The sequence below is a fragment of the Streptococcus halichoeri genome (genome assembly GCF_019774635.1).
Classification (GTDB): Bacteria; Bacillota; Bacilli; order Lactobacillales; family Streptococcaceae; genus Streptococcus; species Streptococcus halichoeri.
This window is the reverse complement of the sequence record NZ_CP081502.1, coordinates 1,233,606-1,252,609: the sequence shown is the minus strand read 5'-3', so window position 1 is coordinate 1,252,609 and position 19,004 is coordinate 1,233,606. Positions and strand designations below refer to the sequence as shown.

The window sequence follows — 19,004 nt, the reverse complement described above, 5'->3', positions numbered from 1 at the left end:
TATCCGTTTTTTCGGAAAAAGTCAACTACCTTTTTCCAAGATTTTATGAAAAATGGTTATTGCTTTCCATTCAAGGCACAGCGACTACTTCTACTTTTTCACCGCCCAGTAAGATAAGATAGGCATCAATCTGTTCAATACGGTAGGCTTGGCGTAGGGCCTGTGTGTAAAGTTGCATTTGGTGCTGGTAGCGATCGATCAGTTGCTTAGGGTCTTGGTAGCGATCTGTCTTATAATCAAAGACAACAATACGATCAGCCAACAAGATATAACCATCTATAATGCCGCGTAGGACAAAGTCTTCCTGGCTAGCAGGATCTGTTTTTAAGCTGGCAAAGGCAGCTTCGCGATGTAAAGTTACCTTGTGGTCCTGGATAAACTGGCCTAGTTCTGTCTGGTTAAAGAACTCATAGACTTTTTGAGTATCAAGGGCTTCTTTGACTGCTGTATCGGCATTGACCGCTTGACGGGCTGCTTCGATAACAGTATGGCTTATCGGTGCTTCTAGCGGGATACGCTGCATGAGCTCGTGCATCGCTGAGCCGATTTGACGTGCTTCTACCTGTTTTGCTTGGTCAAAATCAGGTAAAGTAAAATCCCCTGCTCTAGCGGCTTGACTATCCATGATTTGCACGCCATCCAAATCCATAATCGGCTGGTAAAATGCTTTTAATTGACTTGGGGTTCGGACGGTTGGTAGATTGATCGCTGCTGCGTACGTTTGATTTAAGGCATTGACTTCTTCTACCATTGCTATGGCTTTTGCGATTTGCGGACTCTGTCTAAGATCTTTTAGGTCAGTCAGATCAAGCCTTGATCTTGGCTGGAGTGTACCGATTGCCTCGTCAGTCAGTTCAGACGCGCTAACATAGGCCACCTGATAGTCTAAGTCCTTAGCTGAAAAGGCGCTAGCGATTGCCAAAAGCCACTCTTGAAAAGACAGTAACTTTTCACGAAGGTCTGTGGGTAGCACCTTGCCTGGACTGCTTGTGGGGTACTTATCCTGCAGCTTACTTTGGCTGCCTTTTCCGACAAAGTACAGGCCTTTTTCAGCCCGAGTCATCGCTACATAGAGGAGCCGCATTTGTTCAGATAACGTGGCATGGCGCAATTCTTGTTTATTAAGCTGATAGGCCACTGTTTCAATAGCTACCTTAACACTTGCTAGCTGCTTTTCGTGCAGCTCTTTTTTTAAGTCGGTCAGCCATTTAATCCCAACACCCTGGTTGCGGTTCAAAATCACAGGTGCATGAACATCTGTAAAACTAAAGCGCTGATCACAATTCATGATAAAAACATAGGGAAACTCAAGGCCCTTAGATTTATGTATCGTCATCACTGATACAGCATCTTTAGGCTGCTCAATAGGGACATCAGCCAGGTCATTGTCAGTTTCTAGGATGCGGTCAATCATTCGAATAAATCGCGATAATCCCTTAAAACCTGACTGCTCGAATTGCCCAGCACGAATGGCTAGCGCATACAGATTAGCTTGTGCTTGTTCGGCTTTAGCGCTTGTTCCTACATAGTCAAAATAGAAGCGGTCATTGTAAATTTGCCAGATTAAGGCATACAAAGAGTGACTCAGCGCATACTGACGCCAGGCTAAGAGCTGGTAGTGAAACCGTTCAATCTGCTGGTAGAGCTCCTCTGTGATCAAGTCAGGATGACTGCCTAAGCGGCTCAGGCTGTTTTTTAATTTGCCATAAAAGCTCTCAGCAACCTGATCTGGCTGAGACTGTAAGGCTATCCGAGCCAGCTGGTCTTCTGTAAATTGGAACATGGGTGATTTGAGCAAGGCGACTAAAGCATAGTCGTTGAGAGGGTTATTAATGGTGCGCAAGGTATCTAGCATGACCATAACTTCTACTGATTTGAGGTAATTAGCCTGACCACCATCGCCTACTACAGGAATACCATAGGCAGCAAATGTTTGAAAAATCTGTTCATTGCGGGTCCTTGAGCGGACCAACAAGGTTATATCAGAAAATGCAACCCCTTCTTCTTGATGGAGACGACTAATTTCTTTTACAACTAACTTGACCTCAAAAGCAGATAATTGTCCCGTTTCTTGATCAGGGGGCTCTTGGCCATCTGCTGCTTGTTCCTCACTAGCCTCTTTTGTATCAGTATCATAAATCAGTAATTGAGGCACTATCCCACCAAGTTCTTGTGTTTGAGTGTCACTGCCTGCAAGCAGCTCATGCTCTTTTTCATAAGTCACATCACCAATTGTCTCATCCATGAGATGCCTAAAAACACTATTAGTTGCTGCTAGGACTTTGCTGTGACTGCGGAAATTCTCTTTTAACACAATGAGCTTGCCTTTTGTGGGATCCTGTTTAAACGTTTTGAATTGATGATTAAAAATCTGAGGATCAGCCTGGCGAAAACGATAGATGGATTGCTTAATATCGCCGACCATAAAGCGATTATGGCCATTTGCTAATAATTCCAAGAGGCACTCTTGCATATGATTATTATCTTGGTATTCATCGACCATGACCTCATGGTATTTGCTTTGAAAAGCCCTTTGTAGGTCCTGATTTTGCCGAAGAATATGAATAGCTAAATGAGCAATATCAGCAAATTCATAGCTATTTTCCCGTTTTTTGAGTTTGAAATAATGCGCTGAGAAATCACCCACAAACCTTTGTAAAATATTTAAAGCTGGTAAACTCTCTGGCTGATGGGCTATGATAAGCTCCAAATGGCGGAGCGTTTTTATCTGGTCCTGAAGGCTTCTAAAAACAGGATATTTGATACCTGAAACGGTTACCTGGTCCGAAGAAGGCAGCAGGGCGGTCAGATCCTGCGCCAGCTGACCTAGATGAGATTTACTATAGTAAAAATCAAAATGATTGGCCCACTCTTGCAAACTTTCAATAATAGCTAGATGCTTGGTATATTTGGCTGTTGGTTTACCCGTTTTTGTCATTTGGCTATAATCAGGCAAATCTGTCACATCCTGTAAGGCATTCGCCGTTTGCAACATCACCTCAGTTAATTGTTGAATTAGCGTGTCTGGCAAGGCAGCATAGTCCTGATAGGTTTTTGCCCCGCGTAAAAAGACCTCCTCCAGCCAATAGCTGGGGTCAGCCGTTGACTGGGCAAACTGATAAGAGGCAAATACAACTTGCTTAAAACCAGCCGAATCTTTGCGCTGTCCTGAAAAATTTTTCACCAATTGGATAAAGGTGGACTGATCAGGACCTGCCATGTACTCTTCAAAGAGCTCTTGGTAGACCTGATTTTTCAAAATATCTTGCTCAGACTGGTCTTGGAGGATACGATAACGCGGAGCAATTCCAATGGTATAGCCGTATTCTGAAACTAACTTTTGAGTGAAGCTGTCCATGGTTCCAATATCTGCTCGTTCTATGGCTTCGATTTGTTCATTTAAGTAGTTTTTCCAAGCTGGATCTTGCTGTTTTTTAAGTTCTGTGACTAATTTTTGGTGCAGCCGTTCTTTTAGTTCAGTGGCTGCTTTGACGGTAAAAGTTGCGATAAACAGGGAGTCAATCGGTATTCCGCGCAGGATTTTATCAACGATACGCTCAACCATAACAAAGGTTTTACCTGAACCAGCCGAAGCAGAGACAAGTATATTTTGGCCACTGCTATAGATGGCTTCGATTTGTTCTGGTGTCCGTTTTTGAACCTTATCAGAATGCAGCTCCTCTTCTTGGAGCTGTTTGATTTTGGCAGCTGTTAAAAAGGGTTCAAACCTCATCATGACTTTCTCCTTCTTGCATTAAGGCCAAAAAGCCCTCTTTTTTATTCTTAGCAGGCAATTTCACCAGATGTCTGGCTTGAGCCAAATCAAGGTCTGCTTCAAACCCGGTGATCGCCTTTAATTGATCGCCTTGGACGGTTTTACCATCTTGTGTATAAGGATTAATCAGAAAATGTCCCTTGGTGATTAGCTGTTTTGCCCGCTCAAATAAAGCCTGGTTATAGGTTAGCATTAACTCAATTTCCGCCTGACTATAAAGGCTATTGCGAAGGTAATAGCGACCATTGGCTAGATGTTCTTTTGCCTCTTCCATAAAAATGCCGCGATAAGTCAGTTCCTGATAGACTGCCTCAACTAACTTACCACCGATTTCTTTAAACTGATTGAGTTCCAGTTTTGGTTCATGCATATGAAAATACATAGCACCGTAAAAAGGGCGCTGAGCTTGCTCTTGCTCACTTGCTTGCAAGGCTGATAAATAAGTAACCAATTGTGAATTGAGGCCATTGTAGAATTTACCAATATCAAAATTAGTCTGACTAGATTTATAATCCACCACTCCTAACTGACCATCTGCTAATTGGTCAAGCCGATCAATTGTCCCACTAATCTGGAGATGATCTGATAAGGGTAAGACAAAGTGTTTCTCACGTTCTAAGACCTGTAAATCAGTTTGCTGCTCCAAAATCGTAGCTGTTGACCAAATAATGTCTTTTAAAATTTCAAAGTCATAGCGACCTTCAGCCGTTGTTTGGTAATAAGTAGCAATATCTCGGTAGTGATTAGCTTGTTCAATAGCTGCCGCAACCTTTTGGTCAAATGGTACCGCACTGTGATCTGATAAAATCAATTCAAACACTTTATGTAGATAAGTACCATGATTATTGGCCTTTGCTTTAGAAGTTTCAAGCTGGTGTAAACCTAGTACATATTGGAGGAAATACTTGTATTGGTTGTTATAAAAGCTCGTTAAGGCAGAAGCAGAAAGCTTTAGCGGTTGTTCTGGCGGGAATATAAGAGCTAAAACCTCTGGTGAGAGCGGCTGTGTTTGTAAACGTTTAGAAGCACTAGGCCAGCTAAAATGCTCCCGCTCTAAACGACGTTTGACATAACGCAGCATGACTGTCCAAAATTGGCGTTCCCCATCATTTAGTTCTTCCGTCACATCTCCTTGATTAATCGCAACCACGCTGGATAAGAGGGACTTGAAATTGCCAATATCAGTTGCTTCCATTGAGAAGCGATTTTTCCCGATAGTAGTCAAAGGAATGCCTAATGACAGCAATTCTTTCAGATAGGGTGATAGCTCTTGGCTGACATCATTTAAAAGCGTTGGAAAGCTAATCACCAGCTCTTGGGTCGCTGACTGATACAAAGACATAGCAGTAAAATGATTCTTTTGGCTATTATCATAACTTGGTATTGGCATTTGATGCAGGGCATCCTGGTGCTCATTGCTAGCAAGGCGTTCTTGATCTGAAATCAGAGTAGTGTTAAGAGCTGGTTTTGGAAAATACGACCGAGACATTCCAATAGCATACACAAATTTATTTGTATGTGGCTCAATGAGGTCATAAGATTTGATGGTCACCACATCAACAGTGGCAGGTACAACCCGGTAAGTTGCCGCCTGCATGCCAGCTCTAAGCACGGCCAAGCAATGCGACAGCGTCATTTTTTCTTGTGCAAATAAGGAGAAAAATTGCTCAAGCAAAGCTGTAAAAGCCTTCCAAACTTCCAAATCTTTGTCCTGCTCAAGTGCTGGTTTAGTTAATGATATAGCCTGAAATTGCTGGGGCAACTGGATAGCTACTAAAAAATCTCGGACCTGTCTGACCAATGCAGCTGCCGATTGAGCTCTTTGACTTAACAGAGTTTGGAGCGGTTGTACCACTTTTTTTCTAATCTCATTTAAGAACGCCAAATCAAAAGTAGCACGACCTTGCTGGTCATAGCTCGTTTTGGTAAAAGGCTTGGCAAAATCCCCTAGACCATTTAGGTCTGCATAATTGAGATAGTATTCCAGCTGGTCACTTTCTGGTTGCGTTATCCCTCCAAAGAGGCCCGATTTCAACAGATGACACAAGTCATCAGCGCGCCAATGATATTTTTTGAGGCGATAAAGGGACTCAACAAATTGGACCAGTGGATGATTGGTCATGCTTTCAGCTTTTCCTAAATAATAAGGAATCTCATACTTATCAAAAATCGGACCGATTTGCTGATAATATGTCTCCACATCACCCAATAAAACCAAGTGATCCTTGTAACGGTAGCCTTGATTGAGCTTTGCACGGATGGCTTTGGCGATGTGTTCAATTTCTTCTTTTTGGTTAATGGATTCCCACAGGGCGACCCTACTTAAATCAGCAGCGAAAAAATCAACTGATGTCTCCGTGAAATCATGCTGCGCTTCGACAGCTTTTCCTAATTTCTGAAAGGTTTGAGGATAAGTATCTGTATCAGCTAAATACTGTGGCTGCACCTGATAGCGACCGGCCAGCTTAAGGAGAAACTCTAGACTGGCCTCATAGACATTACCTTTTGTATAACTAGCACGAAAAGCCTTCTGGCTACAGTAAGCACCTATAATGACTTGCTGGCAGTAGCGATGAAGCAAGTCAACCAAGGCTTCTTCTTCAGCTGAAAAACGGGTGAAACCATCAATCACAATTACTGTTTTAGCCAGTCTATCATTCAATTGACCTGTCAAAATACTTTTAGCAAACAGGCTTAAAGGACTACTTGCTGTCAAAGCATTCGCCTGCATAAGGTCAGTGACCCGCGCAAAAATGGTGCTTAATTCGCTGGTCTTTCTGGGATTATCCAAAATCAGATCGCTAATAGATAAATGTGACTGTCGTAGCTCTTTAAATAAATCAACCAGCTGCTCAATAAAGCCAAAATCTTCTTTGAGAGCATAAAACATCGGAAGGTCTTCTTGATCTAATTGCAATAAGGCTCGATAAAACAGCATGGTCAGGCCACTATCATCCACTGGCTCTGACTCAGTCACCTGATCTAGTAAAAAATAACGAGACATCTGGGCAAAACGGGTGATCACAATATCAAAAGATGCCTGCTCTGGTAACAATTCTAAGACTGTTCGTTCTTTTTCAAAAGATAACGAATTGGGGGCAATATAAAAAACCCGGTAGCCTTTTTTAGCAAAGGCGTCCGCTTCTTTTACGAGCAATCGGGTTAAATCGTGGTGCATTTCTGTGTATAAAAGTTTCATAATGCTCCTTTATCAGTTCGACGAATCAATACTCTTATTATAGCAAAATGCGAACAGGAATGCTCAGTCAAAATGCATAAGAACAGCCAGACAGCACGACCACGCAACGTTTCTAGTAAAAGAGTCCCTCACAAAAAGCAAGTAACACAGCTAAGCCAGGGAATAAGAAAGAAACGGCACCGCCCCTTTGTTTTATCCAAGGAGTCGGAGCCTCAAGCCTAGCTGACAAGCTGTTTCTACACCAAGAATCACAAAAACAGCCACCTGTGGTTGAGCTAGGTCTCCGTAACAAGCTCAAATCAACTAAGTCCTCGCAAAAAATCCAACCCAACTACAATCAGCTAAAGGTCTAACTAAAATCGGCTAAAAATCCTAACCAGTCCAAACCAGCTCAAAATCCTGAACCTGCCAGCAAAAAACAGCAGGAAACACAAGCCACAAAGGCTGAGGCTACTCTGCTGCTAGTTGTTGTAAGAGTGACGCAAAAGTCTTAGATCAAAAAGGCTTTTTGCTTAGAGTTATACTTGCTTGCCTGTCTCTTAGATTCGCTAGCTAAGAAATGGTAGAGGCCATACCTAAACGTCGTTATTGGTGAGTAAGTTTATCTAACTCACTGACTAAAAGGTCTTGGCGCTGCTGAGTGCGCCTTGTCGCACCTAAAAAGATAAGCAATAAGACCATAAGTACAATGGCTGCAATAAATGAGGCGATATAGATGGGTTCAATTTGTAGAGCATCAGCAACAACCATGGCATTTCCATTTTCATTTGGCACACGGTGTCCTCGCACGAGCAGCCGATGCGTATTAACACCGTAGGGCGTACAAGTTACCAAAGTTTGATAGTCCTTGCCCTTAACAATCTGTAAATCTCTTAAATCATTTGGCCTAACAATTCGAATTTGATCAACTTCATAGCTATAGGAGTGATTTAAAATACTGACTGTCCATCGGTCGCCTATTTTTAACTTATCAAGATCTGAAAATAAGCGTGAAGAAGGCAAACCGCGGTGACCTGATAAGATTGCATGGGTTGATTGACCACCGATTGGGAGACTACTGCCTTCAATATGCCCGATAGAGGTTTGTAAAACCTTGTCATTGGTCCCATGATAGAGCGGTAACTTGACATTGATCTTTGGAATCGTGATATACCCCATGTTGCCGGTTTGATCAATAGACAATTGTGAATTATAGGCTTCGCGTTCTTTGGCTGTTAAGTGCCAATGAATACCACTGCTTTCAAATTGGCTATTATATTGCTTAGCACGCTGTAAAATGCTCTCATACGCTTTTGTATCCATGTGTGTCACACGTTCTTGGTAAGTCATGATTGCTCTTGATTGGTGAAAGGAATTCCAATAATTAGCAAGTAAAGGATAGACCAACAAGCCTACCCCCACAAGCAATATAGCGACAAGCACAATGGTGCTAAGATGTTGTCGGATTTTTTTCATTGATGTTATCGTTGTCCTGTCTGACTTAGTGCAATAAGTTTAAGATTGGAGGCGACGTTTGGCGACAAAGATGACACCCACTGTAATAACTAGAATCCCTCCAATTGCGTAGAATAAGATTGTACCAATACCACCTGTTGATGGAAGTTCCGAGCCTTTATTATTTTTCACTGTAGGCGTGACCAAAAGGTTATCTGAGTTAGTCGCGTCACTCGCCCCACTACCAAGAGTAATGGCTTGTGGCTCAGACAATAAATTATAACCTGCGGGAGCTTTTTTCTCTACTAAATAGTAGGTCCCTTCCTTTAGGCCTGTGATGGTCACCAAGCCATCTGCGTCAGTTTTGTACTCAGTCGCTTGATCTTGACTACCCCAGGCTACATCGTCAGGATTACTGAAATCCAAAAATTGCCCAGCAGCATTTTTCAAGATAAAGACCGCACCAGAAAGAGCAGCATTACTTGAACCATCAACTTTTTTAATGGTGATTTGACCCTCTCTGACAGTAACCGACTTACTTGGCGCGTCTGTTTTGTCATTGGGATTTATCGTAGCCGTATTCGTATTACTAGGTAGATCGCCTGAACCTGGCTTAGCCGCCTTTTTCAATACACCTGTATAGGTAACTGTAATGGTGTTAATGCCTTTATAGAAAAAATCATCAGCTGCGCCATTTTGGTTGTTTTCTGTCGGTGTATTTGTGCTTGCCCAAGGAATCGTCAGCGTGAAGGCATCATTAGTTTCAGTGAGGGAGTAATGACCTTTTGACTTGTCCGTTCCTTGTGTCAAGGTGGTGATTTGGCCAGCCGCATCAGTCACCGTTACAGTATAATCTTTATTTAAAGCAATTGCTGCCGCATCAGGTATCTTGTCTTTGAGGACATATTGATAAACTTTTTGAGCGCCATCATAATTAACAGCATTCTTATAAGTGATTGTGTACTTAATGGTGTCACCAACAGAATAAGAGGTTTGATCAACCGTTTTGCCACCGCCATCACCCCAACTGGCATTGGTATTTTTTTCATGAATGGTGGCATTTGGTGAAACAGAGGTGACCATGACCACCGCACCATTATTGACATCACTTGCAACATAATAATAACCATAATCACTGACTGTCAACACTTCTGAACCATCTGCATCATTTTCAGTGGCTGTTTTGACAGGTGTCTCTTTTGCCGAAATTGCCTTAGCCCAGTTAGCAATATCAGTTGCTGAAGCATTGTCTTTTTTACTCACATAAGTGCGTCCGCCGTTGACTGTGGTGGCAAATAGAGTATCAAACTTGTCAGAGGCTTTATAGGCTTCTTCTTTTCCTGCTGGAATCATGTATGCGACGCCATCTTTATTGGCATCACTTGCACTTGAATCTGCAATGTCAGCATCAAAGATTTTATAAGCACTGTAGGTAGCACCTTTTTGAGTATCGGTAACAGTGATGGTTCCTGTCATTGCAGCGATAACTGGGACAAGCAAGGGTGAGGTAGTTGTCCCTAAGGCGAGAGCTACTACTAAAAGTAATTTTATTAATCTCTTTTTCATTTCTAATTCCTCTATGTCTTTTTACGAACGTAAATGCTGCTTGACTACTTTTTTATAATATAAAAGTAAGCCAGCGGGTAAGGCCAGCAAAAGCCCAACCACTAGATAAATGTAGGTGCCAATACCACCTGTACTTGGCAACTCAGTGCCTTTACTATTTGTTATTTTAAAGGTAAAGACTGTTGAGCCATCTGGGAGGGCAACCCTACTTGGGCTTATACTGTTGCCATCTTGATCCAAACTCACATCTGTAGCAATCACTAAGGTTGCCAGATCTTTCTTTGGCAAGAGGTAACCCGGCGGAGCCTGAGTTTCTGTAAAATAGTATTTCCCCAAAGGTAATTCCACATAATTTTCATTACCAATAATTAAGAAACCTTCCTTGTTGGTTACGACATGGGTATAAAGCGGGGTACTTTCCTTATGTCCTGCTGCGTCGGCAGCATAAATATCAAAAACAGCGCCAGCTAAAGGTTCATCCATCTTTTCGGCATTGACTTTTTCTAGTCGAACCTTTTGTTTAATGCGCGTGTTAGTAAAGGTAATAGCCACATCACCTTTTACTGTAAGCGCAACTTCCCCATCAAGATCATAAGCCTTATCACTTGCACCATTGGCCAGATTTGTTTCAACCACATGCTCAGTCGCTTTAAATTCATCCGTTACTTGTTCATTAATGCGGATTGCCGTCCCATAAGGAACATTAACAAAGGTCTTGGTTTGCCCATCTTTAAGTGCCAAGTTGGCCTGTTGAAGAGAGTTACTGGTTTCAAAGATAAATCGGCGTGCCTTGTCTTCTTCAAGCCCAACAACCGTCTTTGAAACACTAACAGTGTATGTCTTTGGCTGCCAAACAGCGTAAAGGATATTTGAAGCATCTGGCTCATTGTCAATTCCAATGACTTGGCCAGCCTTAAATTCAACATGACCTGTGTTGGCTAAATCTTTATCATGATTCCAGCCAATTAGATTGTAGCCTTCTCTTGCAAAATAGTCATTTTCTGGTATTGTTGTGGTACTGTTCAAATCCATTGACGGCAAGGTAACCTGATTGACCACACTACCATCAGCCAAGGTTTTTGTACCGCCATTACCATCATATTTAATCGATGTATCCCCTAATTTAATATCACCTATGGGAATAATCACGGGGTTGATGGTAATATTCTTAGCAGCATCTGCTAAGTGCGCATCAATGACGATGGAATCATAGGGATTGTACAGTTTTCCATTGTACCACCAGCCACGAAAACGGTAACCATCTGGCATGGTCGGGCGTCTTAAGAGCGCAGAGTGAGAAGCATCATCATAGGAATCAGCATCGATTGGTTCATTACTTGTTTTAACCTGATTACCTAAAGAGTCTGTAACAGGTTTTCCATCAAAACCAACCGCATTATTGCTATAAATAAGGTGATAGTCTCCTACTTTGCGCCAAATGGCTTTGATGGTTATGTCCTGAGTAACCGCACCAGAAAAATTATAGGGACGCATGGTTCCATCGGGATTCACATAATACCAGCCAATGAGTTTGTAGGCATCTTTTTCATACTTGTAGCTTGGACTTGTCCTAACATTAGGCAGTTCAGTATTTTTAGTGTAGTAAGCTGTTTTTGTCTTAGCAGGGTCGGATTCTCTGGTATCGTATTTATAGTAGTAAGTGCCGGTAGAATCTTCAAGGTAATCACGTGAAATATCTTTATAGTCCGGGATATGTTCACCATAATAAAGGTCCAGATAAGTTTCGTCTGCTGGTGATAGTTGCCCACCATTTGGATCAATGTTAACCTTGTATTTAATTTTTTTCCAACCCGCGTAGACTTTCACGTCATGGGCAGGCATAGCCGTATTAAAATTAAATTCCTGGGTTTGCGCCTGATCCTTATACCACTTCCCATCCCAGACATAGCCTGGTAAACTTGGTTTTGGCTGATTGACGGTTGTAACTGGTTTAAATGTAGATAAATTTTCTTCGTATAAGACATCTTTAGCCTCAAAATTAGGCAAAGCTGTATTATCTAAAGGATCAAGATAGTGAATTTTGTATTGCTTGCGCTCATACCAAACCTTCAAATTAAGGTATTCTCTATAATAACTGCCATAATTATCATAATAGGAATCGGATACCGGAATAGTTGTATTCACACTGGTTTGTTGTCTAGCTGCATCAAAAAGGCTATTGTCTTGATAGAGACGTTGGTAAAATTTTACATTAAAACCAGTGTACTTTTCTGTAAAGGTAAAGACATCTGCTCCTGCTCCCCCACCTGTATCAGACAAGACATAGCTACCATCCAAGGCCTGTTTGTAAAACAAATAGGTTTGGACTCGCTGCCCTGCTGGGTATAGTCTAATGTCATAAGGATTTGCGCCGCGAACATTCCCAGGGGCAATAAATTCACCCAAATAGCTCATACCAGTATAACCAGAAGTGGTTAAATAGCGCCAAGAGCCGGTTTTCCATTGATAGCCATTTGCAGCCAAGGTTGTCCCATAAAGACCGGTATAGGTTTCTGCATAGGATGAATTGGTCCAAGGATAGTTGTTATTTAAGTAATCCCTTTCAGCATAGCCTCCTTTTGCAAAGCGTATGGTTACCAGCTGACGATCATAATAGACATTTATCACACTGGAACCATCATCTTTAATCATGACACTGGTCTGAGTAAAGGTATCATTGACTTTGAAACCTTTTGGCAAGTTAGCATTTATATCTGCCAACGATAAGGTCTCACGGCTCAGTGCTAAGCCTGAACGTGTTACCTGGCCAGCATATTCATAGTTTTTTTGCGCATCTGTTGCTGTCTTACTATCAGTAATGGATTGCTGCCAGTAATTAATGGTATAGGTTGTTTGGGCAGGAGCCCAATGAGCATATAAAACGGTATCGCTCGTTAGGTATTGATTAAAGTCAAATAAACTACCACCATTTTCAGCCGTATACCAGCCAGTGAACGTATAACCCTTTCTGGTCGGATCAGTTGGTTTTACGGTAGAAGCCAGCTGATCAGTCGTCAAACGTCTAGGAGCCACGTAGGTAACCCCAGTTGATAGGTCTCCTGTATCAAAATCCATTTTATGGGATTCTTTAAAAACGGGATATAAATCAAGATCTCCAGAAACAGCCAAGGCTTTGATTTCAGAATCCGTTAAGGGACTACCATCTGCTGTTTTTGACCAGCCAACAAACAAAAGGGTTGAGCTTGGTGGGGTTACCTTGTAGGTACTCAAGTCAGCCGTTCCTTTTCCACTACTGTCTAGAGGCACCTCATAACGTTCGTAGATATTTTTACCCGCACTATCATCAAATAAGGTAACGGTGGCAATCTTATTCATAAAGGGTCTAACGATGATTTCTTTCGTTTGAGTTACCGTAACAGGTTGCCCAAAAACAATAGGATCACCATATTTTCCTGTTGCTAAGTCATAAGTGTACCAACCATTAAAATGTTCCCCTGGCTTAATAATTGGAATTCCCACTTCACCAAGTGATTCTCCGTTTTTAAGGATTTGCTGATGCGTTTGCAAGCCAGAATCCGTTAAAAAATGATAGTCAGTTCCATCGTTATTTTGAAAATGATACGTGAATCGAGGAACGATGCTATTATCTGCTTGCACGATGGCATAAATAGAGAAAGAATTGGTTTTAAAAGCGACATCGCTTCGACTTTGTCGGGACTCTGCGCTAGCTTTTGATGCTAAAACTTCAGTTTGCCCATCATCTTTAAAGTGGACAATTTGCAGCTCATCATCTTTGGCATCCAAGGCGTGATCATAAGTGACGTCAACCTTGACAGCTTCAGCTGGCTCTATTTCTTTACCGTCTGATAAAATGCTTATGTCATAAAGCTTAAACGTTTTGATCTCTTTATCTTGCTTTTCTACCTGAGCCAGCGCTTTTGCTTTATAGCTTTCAAAGGCATGATCTTGTCGCTTTAATTCTGTCACTTTTAACTCTGCATTGTTTGGGATATTGGCTGCTTTGGTGAAACTAACCGTGACCAAATAATCAGCTCCGCGATAAGACAGGGGCGGTTGCTGCTCCTGCTCTTTAGCCCTATCACCTGCTTTTTCTTGGTTAGCAATCGAGCTGTTTGCTTTTACTGGAGCATCCGATGACTGCTGTGCTATAGAACGTGCTGAGCTTTCTGGCTGATTAGGCTGCAAGCTTAGCCCAACCTCACTAGTCTTGCTACTATCAACTGTAATAGCAGGTAATAGTAACAAGTAAGTGGTCAAAAAAATTGTTAAAGGTACCAATACCCACAAACCAATCTTCCATCGCCGCTGACTTTGTCTATTCCCTAGTGAGTCTATAATCAAAGCATGGAACTTTTTTAGCATCTACTATTTTCCCTCCAAATCTAATGAATAAAACCAAGTTTATCTAAAGGCCAAATTCTAAAAGCTACCTTTCCAACCAGCTGCTCTTTAGCAATATCGCCAACAGCGGTGTTACGCGAATCAATGGATGCTTGGCGATTATCACCCATGACAAAAATTTTCTTATCTGGTACTTGATAAGGGTACTTAATATTATTCTTTCCTAAAGCTTTATTAAGGACATAGGGTTCTTTGAGCTGCTTTTGATTGACATAGACATTACCTCTAGTGTCGACATTCACCCAATCTCCTGATTGGGCAATGACTCGCTTAACCAAAACCTTATTATTATAATAAAAGGCAATCACATCTCCTGTTTTAAAGTCTGAGCCTTTAACCGTTAGCACCACATCTCCTGCAACCAAGGTTTTATTCATCGAATGACCATAAATGCGTAAAACGGGTAGCCATAAAACGGCTATTAAAATAGCACTTGCAGCAACCGCCATAAGCACATACACCGTATTTTTCACTACCTCTACAAAACGCTTTCGATAATTCAAGCGGTCCAGCTCCTTAGCCAACGTCTCTGAATTAATCTTTTGTGTCATCATCCATCCCTTTCACAGCTGACTGTTCCTCTATATTGGCCAAATAAATATCCGCTGCTGCTTGGGCGGCTTCAAAAATACCGCTTAATTGCAGAGCGGCTTCTGCCAGGTTGCCGGATGCCTTTATTTTAATTGACCGACTTTCTAACTCGGATTTCATTTTATTGATTTCTTGTTCTTGTTTTTCAATTAAAATTTGCTGCTCCAACATCATTTCGAGCAGCTCTTTTCTTTTTAATTTTTTTAAAATTGTCACTTACCTCCCATCTTTAACACAAAAAGTTCAGTAAATTCTACCAAATGCGCTTCTAATTGTCGAAAAATAATACTTTACTTAAACACATATAATCTATCAAATTTTTTATTATTCGTCAATTCGTAAGATTAAATTTTTAGAATTATAGTTTCTGACGTCATACATTGGACCTGATCACCGTTCCCTTATTCCCTAAACCAATTAAGCTAACTCTTGGGCAGACATAGGATGGTTTGTCACAAGCACTTGCCAAAGTGTGGTATTTTCTTCCCAGCTAAAGAAAAAAGATTGAAGAAAATGACCAAAATGGACAATATCTTCAATCTGAAATAGCTTTAGTGCCAATTAATTTTGTGAAGGGGTAATAAGTAAAATGGAACCAGTTTCCTGAAAGAGAAGCAAATTTGCTAATGTGCTTGAGTAACATACAAGCCAAAGCTACACAGTTCATCTCATTCATTCCTTGTAGTGTTAGAGCAGTTTTAAGGATAGACAAGGCAGGTTAGAGTCACAGCCGCATTAAGGAGCTGCTACTTCTTTGCCCACTATTTACTAACTGCTTATGCTAGCTGCTCTCATACCAAAGCATATCTATTATTTTAGGTATTCTGCTCTAATGTTAGCTGTTAATATCTATAGACTACTGAGCTTTGGCTTTTACCCAAGTGTCTTGGTCAGCCAAGAGGCCTTTTTTTCGAACATGAGAAACATGACGATTGCCTAAAACATAAAAACATAGAGGCTCTTCTTTCCAATGATCGCTGCACGTTACCCCAATCCGGGCACGGCTGCCGATGACTTTAGGCCTTGCTCCCATTTTTAAAGTCAATTGAGAGCTTGCTAGTGACTGGCCATCAAAAACCTTAGTGATATTAGCTAAGCGGGTCAATTTTCCCGGGCCATTGGCCTCAGGTAGCTGCCCTTTTGTCTCCAAAGCTCGTATCAAAATCGCCTCTGGAATGTCTTTTGGACGTGTGACAAGGTTTAGCATATAATAACCATACATCTGATAAACATACCAATGACCTGCCTGCAAATACATGGCTTCGTTACGAGGAGTTCTGCGACCCTTAGCACTATGACAAGCACTGTCATTTACCCCTAGATAGGCCTCTGTCTCGACAATTCGCCCAAGGCATATTTCACCTAGATAGAGGTCCATACCTAATAATTGCTTAGCACTTGCTTGGGTATCTGTCAAAAGCAAGTCATGAAACGCGGACTCCATACCATCCTCCTTTTGGTTATAGTCTTTTCAAAGCTTCAGCTCAAGTAAGCTAGTCGTGATAAGCCCAGAAAGAAGCAAGTGGCTGCACTTGCTGTGCCTAACGCTCAGCCAGCTACTCCTATTAATCGCCCGCGTGCCTCCTGGCCTTGGTCTCACCAGGAAAAATGCGCCAAGAATTCAGCTAAGTGATCACACAGATACTAACGAATCTCGGCTTGAACTTCCTCTACTAAGGATTTGGTAATCTTCTCCATGTACTTAGCAACTTCTTCATCTGTTAGGTTATCTGTCGGATTTTGGAAAGTTAGACTGTAAGCCATTGATTTAAAACCAGTCGCAATTGTTGGGCCAAGATAGACATCAAAAAGTTTCACTGTTTTAAGTCGTTTAACCCCAGCTAGATTAATCGCGTCCAAAATCATTTGATGGCTAGTGTCTTGTGGCACCAAAAGAGCAATATCACGACTTACAGCAGGGTACTTAGTAATGTCTTCAAAGACAAATTCTTCTACCATCAAGCTTTGGATAAGGGCTAAATCAAGTTCGGCCACATAAGTCTCTGTAATACCATACTGACTTGCGACCTGTGGATGCACCTGCCCTATTATCCCAACCAACTGGTCTGCAACAAGAATTCGTGCGGTACGACCAGGATGCATGTGAGCCAGGTTGGTTTCTCTCTCAAATACAGCTGAGATACCCAATCTCTCAAAAAGCATTTCCAAGATACCTTTGGCATAGAAGAAATCAACTGGTGTAGCTGGTGTTTGAAAGTCTTTTTCACTGACTAGTCCTGTGACTGCAAAAGCAAAATGTTCTATCTCTTGTGGCAAGTCAACTTGTGGGTCCTGCTCTTGTTTAAAAATTTTGCCAATTTCATAAACAGCCAAATTACTATTTTTACGAGCCTGATTGTAGGCTAAGGTATCCAAGATCCCTGGAATAAGGCTTTGCCGTAGCGTAGAACGCTCAACAGACATTGGCCACATCAGTTCTGTTAATTGACTTGGCGCGAGGGTAAAACTGACTGCCTTTTCTTGAGTGGTTAAAGCATAGGAAATGATCTCATTAAGCCCTGCACCTTCAGCTAAACGTCGAACCTTGCGGCGTAAGGTTTGCATAGCTGTCAACTCACCACTAGTGCCAGCAGTTTGAGGTAAGGTTGTCGGAAGCTTATCGTAGCCATACAGTCTCGCAATTTCTTCTACGAGATCTGCTTGAATCGTAATGTCCCACCTACGGCGTGGAACTTCGACTGTAAAGGCTTTAGCATCCCCATGAATGGCAAAGCCAAGTCGATCAAAAATAGCCATCAGATCAGCGTAGCTGAGTTCCGTGCCTAAACGGACATTCACATAATCCAAAGTGGATAAAACAGGTACAGGTGTGCGATCAACACTACCTGCTTGGACAACACCCGATAAGACTTGACCACCAGCTAGTTCTTCTAATAATGCTGCTGCATAATCTAATGCGGTGAGAACCGTATCATGATTGATGCCTTTTTCAAAACGCGAAGAGCTCTCTGAACGTAGGTTTAAACGGCCACTTGTTTTACGAATAGCTTGGCTGTTGAAGACTGCTGCTTCAAGGACAACCGTTGTTGAGCTGTCATCAATTTCTGTCGCTTGGCCACCCATGACTCCAGCCAGGGCGACCGGTTGATCCTCAACCGTAATCAAAAGATCACCTGCCAGCAACTCCCGTTCTTCGCCATCTAAAGTCACTAAGGTTTCACCTGTCCGTGCCTGCCGCGCAGCAAGGTGACTACCGCTGAATTTAGCATAATCAAAGGCATGCATGGGCTGGCCAAAGGTTAAAAGCACATAATTAGTGACATCCACCACATTATTAACCGGTCGAATTCCAGCATTCATGAGACGATTTTGCAGCCACTGCGGACTGGGCGCAACGGTGACATCTTCGACCACACGTGCAGCATACATGGCAACCTGATCAGTTTCGATACGGACTGAGAGCTTCTTAGCAGCTGCTGCTGACACTTCATGAGGGGTTTTATCTGTAAACGTCAAAGCCTTATCATAGATAGCTGCCACCTCATAGGCAACACCTCGCATGGATAGGGCATCGGCACGGTTTGGCGTAATAGATAATTCAATAATCTCATCATCCAAGCCCAAATAGTCAAAGACACTCTCACCTGGAATAGCATTATCTGGCAAGATCTGGATACCATCCACAAATGCTTTAGGAATAATGCTCTCAGGCAAGCCTAATTCTTGAAGGGAACAAACCATACCAAGTGATTCCATGCCGCGAATTTTACCCTTTTTGATTTTGTAATTATCGGCAATACGCGCACCTGGTAAAGCAACAATCACTTTAAGACCAGCAGCAATATTTGGAGCACCACAAACAATTTGGCGCGGCTCATCCTCACCAGTGTCAATGAGACAACGGTGCAAATGGGTATCTGGCACGTCTTCACAAGTTAAGACATGACCAACTACTAGCTTAGAAAGACCAGCTGATGGGACAGTAATCCCTTCAACTTCAATGCCTGTTGTCGACATCTTTTCTGCTAGAGCTGGCGCTGGAACATCAATAGCGACAAGTTCTTTTAACCAATTATAGGATACTAACATAACTTT

General features: G+C 42.0%; 9 protein-coding genes. All 9 read right to left on the bottom strand.

What is annotated here, in order from left to right:
* Window positions 1-70 precede the first annotated feature (70 nt).
* Complete coding sequence (gene addA / locus K5J94_RS05980; RefSeq protein WP_221913785.1) at window positions 71-3,733, bottom strand: helicase-exonuclease AddAB subunit AddA; 3,663 nt, start codon at window positions 3,731-3,733, stop codon at window positions 71-73.
* The gene (rexB, locus tag K5J94_RS05975; protein ID WP_221912622.1) at window positions 3,723-6,974 is read right to left on the bottom strand and encodes an ATP-dependent nuclease subunit B; all 3,252 of its coding nucleotides are present in this window, start codon (window positions 6,972-6,974) and stop codon (window positions 3,723-3,725) included. The genes addA and rexB overlap by 11 nt, the downstream gene beginning before the upstream one ends.
* A gap of 585 nt (window positions 6,975-7,559) precedes the next feature.
* On the bottom strand, window positions 7,560-8,429 hold the full coding sequence (locus K5J94_RS05970; protein WP_159564042.1) for a class C sortase: 870 nt from the start codon (window positions 8,427-8,429) through the stop codon (window positions 7,560-7,562).
* 39 nt (window positions 8,430-8,468) lie between these two features.
* Window positions 8,469-9,974 (bottom strand): SpaH/EbpB family LPXTG-anchored major pilin, encoded by a 1,506-nt coding sequence (locus K5J94_RS05965; RefSeq protein WP_159564043.1) that lies wholly within the window; start codon window positions 9,972-9,974, stop codon window positions 8,469-8,471.
* A gap of 21 nt (window positions 9,975-9,995) precedes the next feature.
* Window positions 9,996-14,318: an InlB B-repeat-containing protein gene (locus K5J94_RS05960; protein ID WP_221912621.1), complete on the bottom strand. Its 4,323-nt coding sequence runs from the start codon at window positions 14,316-14,318 to the stop codon at window positions 9,996-9,998.
* Window positions 14,319-14,338: 20 nt separating this feature from the next.
* On the bottom strand, window positions 14,339-14,911 hold the full coding sequence (gene lepB, locus K5J94_RS05955) for a signal peptidase I (RefSeq protein ID WP_408022825.1): 573 nt from the start codon (window positions 14,909-14,911) through the stop codon (window positions 14,339-14,341).
* Complete coding sequence (locus K5J94_RS05950; RefSeq protein ID WP_159561646.1) at window positions 14,892-15,119, bottom strand: hypothetical protein; 228 nt, start codon at window positions 15,117-15,119, stop codon at window positions 14,892-14,894. Before K5J94_RS05950 ends, lepB begins: the two co-directional genes overlap by 20 nt.
* 685 nt (window positions 15,120-15,804) lie before the next feature.
* The gene (locus tag K5J94_RS05945) at window positions 15,805-16,392 is read right to left on the bottom strand and encodes a DNA-3-methyladenine glycosylase (protein ID WP_159564046.1); all 588 of its coding nucleotides are present in this window, start codon (window positions 16,390-16,392) and stop codon (window positions 15,805-15,807) included.
* A 200-nt stretch (window positions 16,393-16,592) separates the two neighbouring features.
* Window positions 16,593-18,998, bottom strand: a complete 2,406-nt coding sequence (gene pheT / locus K5J94_RS05940) for a phenylalanine--tRNA ligase subunit beta (protein WP_221912620.1) — start codon at window positions 18,996-18,998, stop codon at window positions 16,593-16,595.
* Window positions 18,999-19,004: the final 6 nt, after the last annotated feature.

Excerpts from the sequence above, each read along its gene's own strand:
- K5J94_RS05950 (WP_159561646.1), bottom strand. The coding sequence starts at position 15,119 with ATGTTGGAGCAGCAAATTTTAATTGAAAAACAAGAACAAGAAATCAAT.
- K5J94_RS05965 (WP_159564043.1), bottom strand. The coding sequence starts at position 9,974 with ATGAAAAAGAGATTAATAAAATTACTTTTAGTAGTAGCTCTCGCCTTA.
- pheT (WP_221912620.1), bottom strand. The coding sequence starts at position 18,998 with ATGTTAGTATCCTATAATTGGTTAAAAGAACTTGTCGCTATTGATGTT.
- addA (WP_221913785.1), bottom strand. The coding sequence starts at position 3,733 with ATGAGGTTTGAACCCTTTTTAACAGCTGCCAAAATCAAACAGCTCCAA.
- K5J94_RS05945 (WP_159564046.1), bottom strand. The coding sequence starts at position 16,392 with ATGGAGTCCGCGTTTCATGACTTGCTTTTGACAGATACCCAAGCAAGT.
- K5J94_RS05970 (WP_159564042.1), bottom strand. The coding sequence starts at position 8,429 with ATGAAAAAAATCCGACAACATCTTAGCACCATTGTGCTTGTCGCTATA.
- K5J94_RS05960 (WP_221912621.1), bottom strand. The coding sequence starts at position 14,318 with ATGCTAAAAAAGTTCCATGCTTTGATTATAGACTCACTAGGGAATAGA.
- rexB (WP_221912622.1), bottom strand. The coding sequence starts at position 6,974 with ATGAAACTTTTATACACAGAAATGCACCACGATTTAACCCGATTGCTC.
- lepB (WP_408022825.1), bottom strand. The coding sequence starts at position 14,911 with ATGATGACACAAAAGATTAATTCAGAGACGTTGGCTAAGGAGCTGGAC.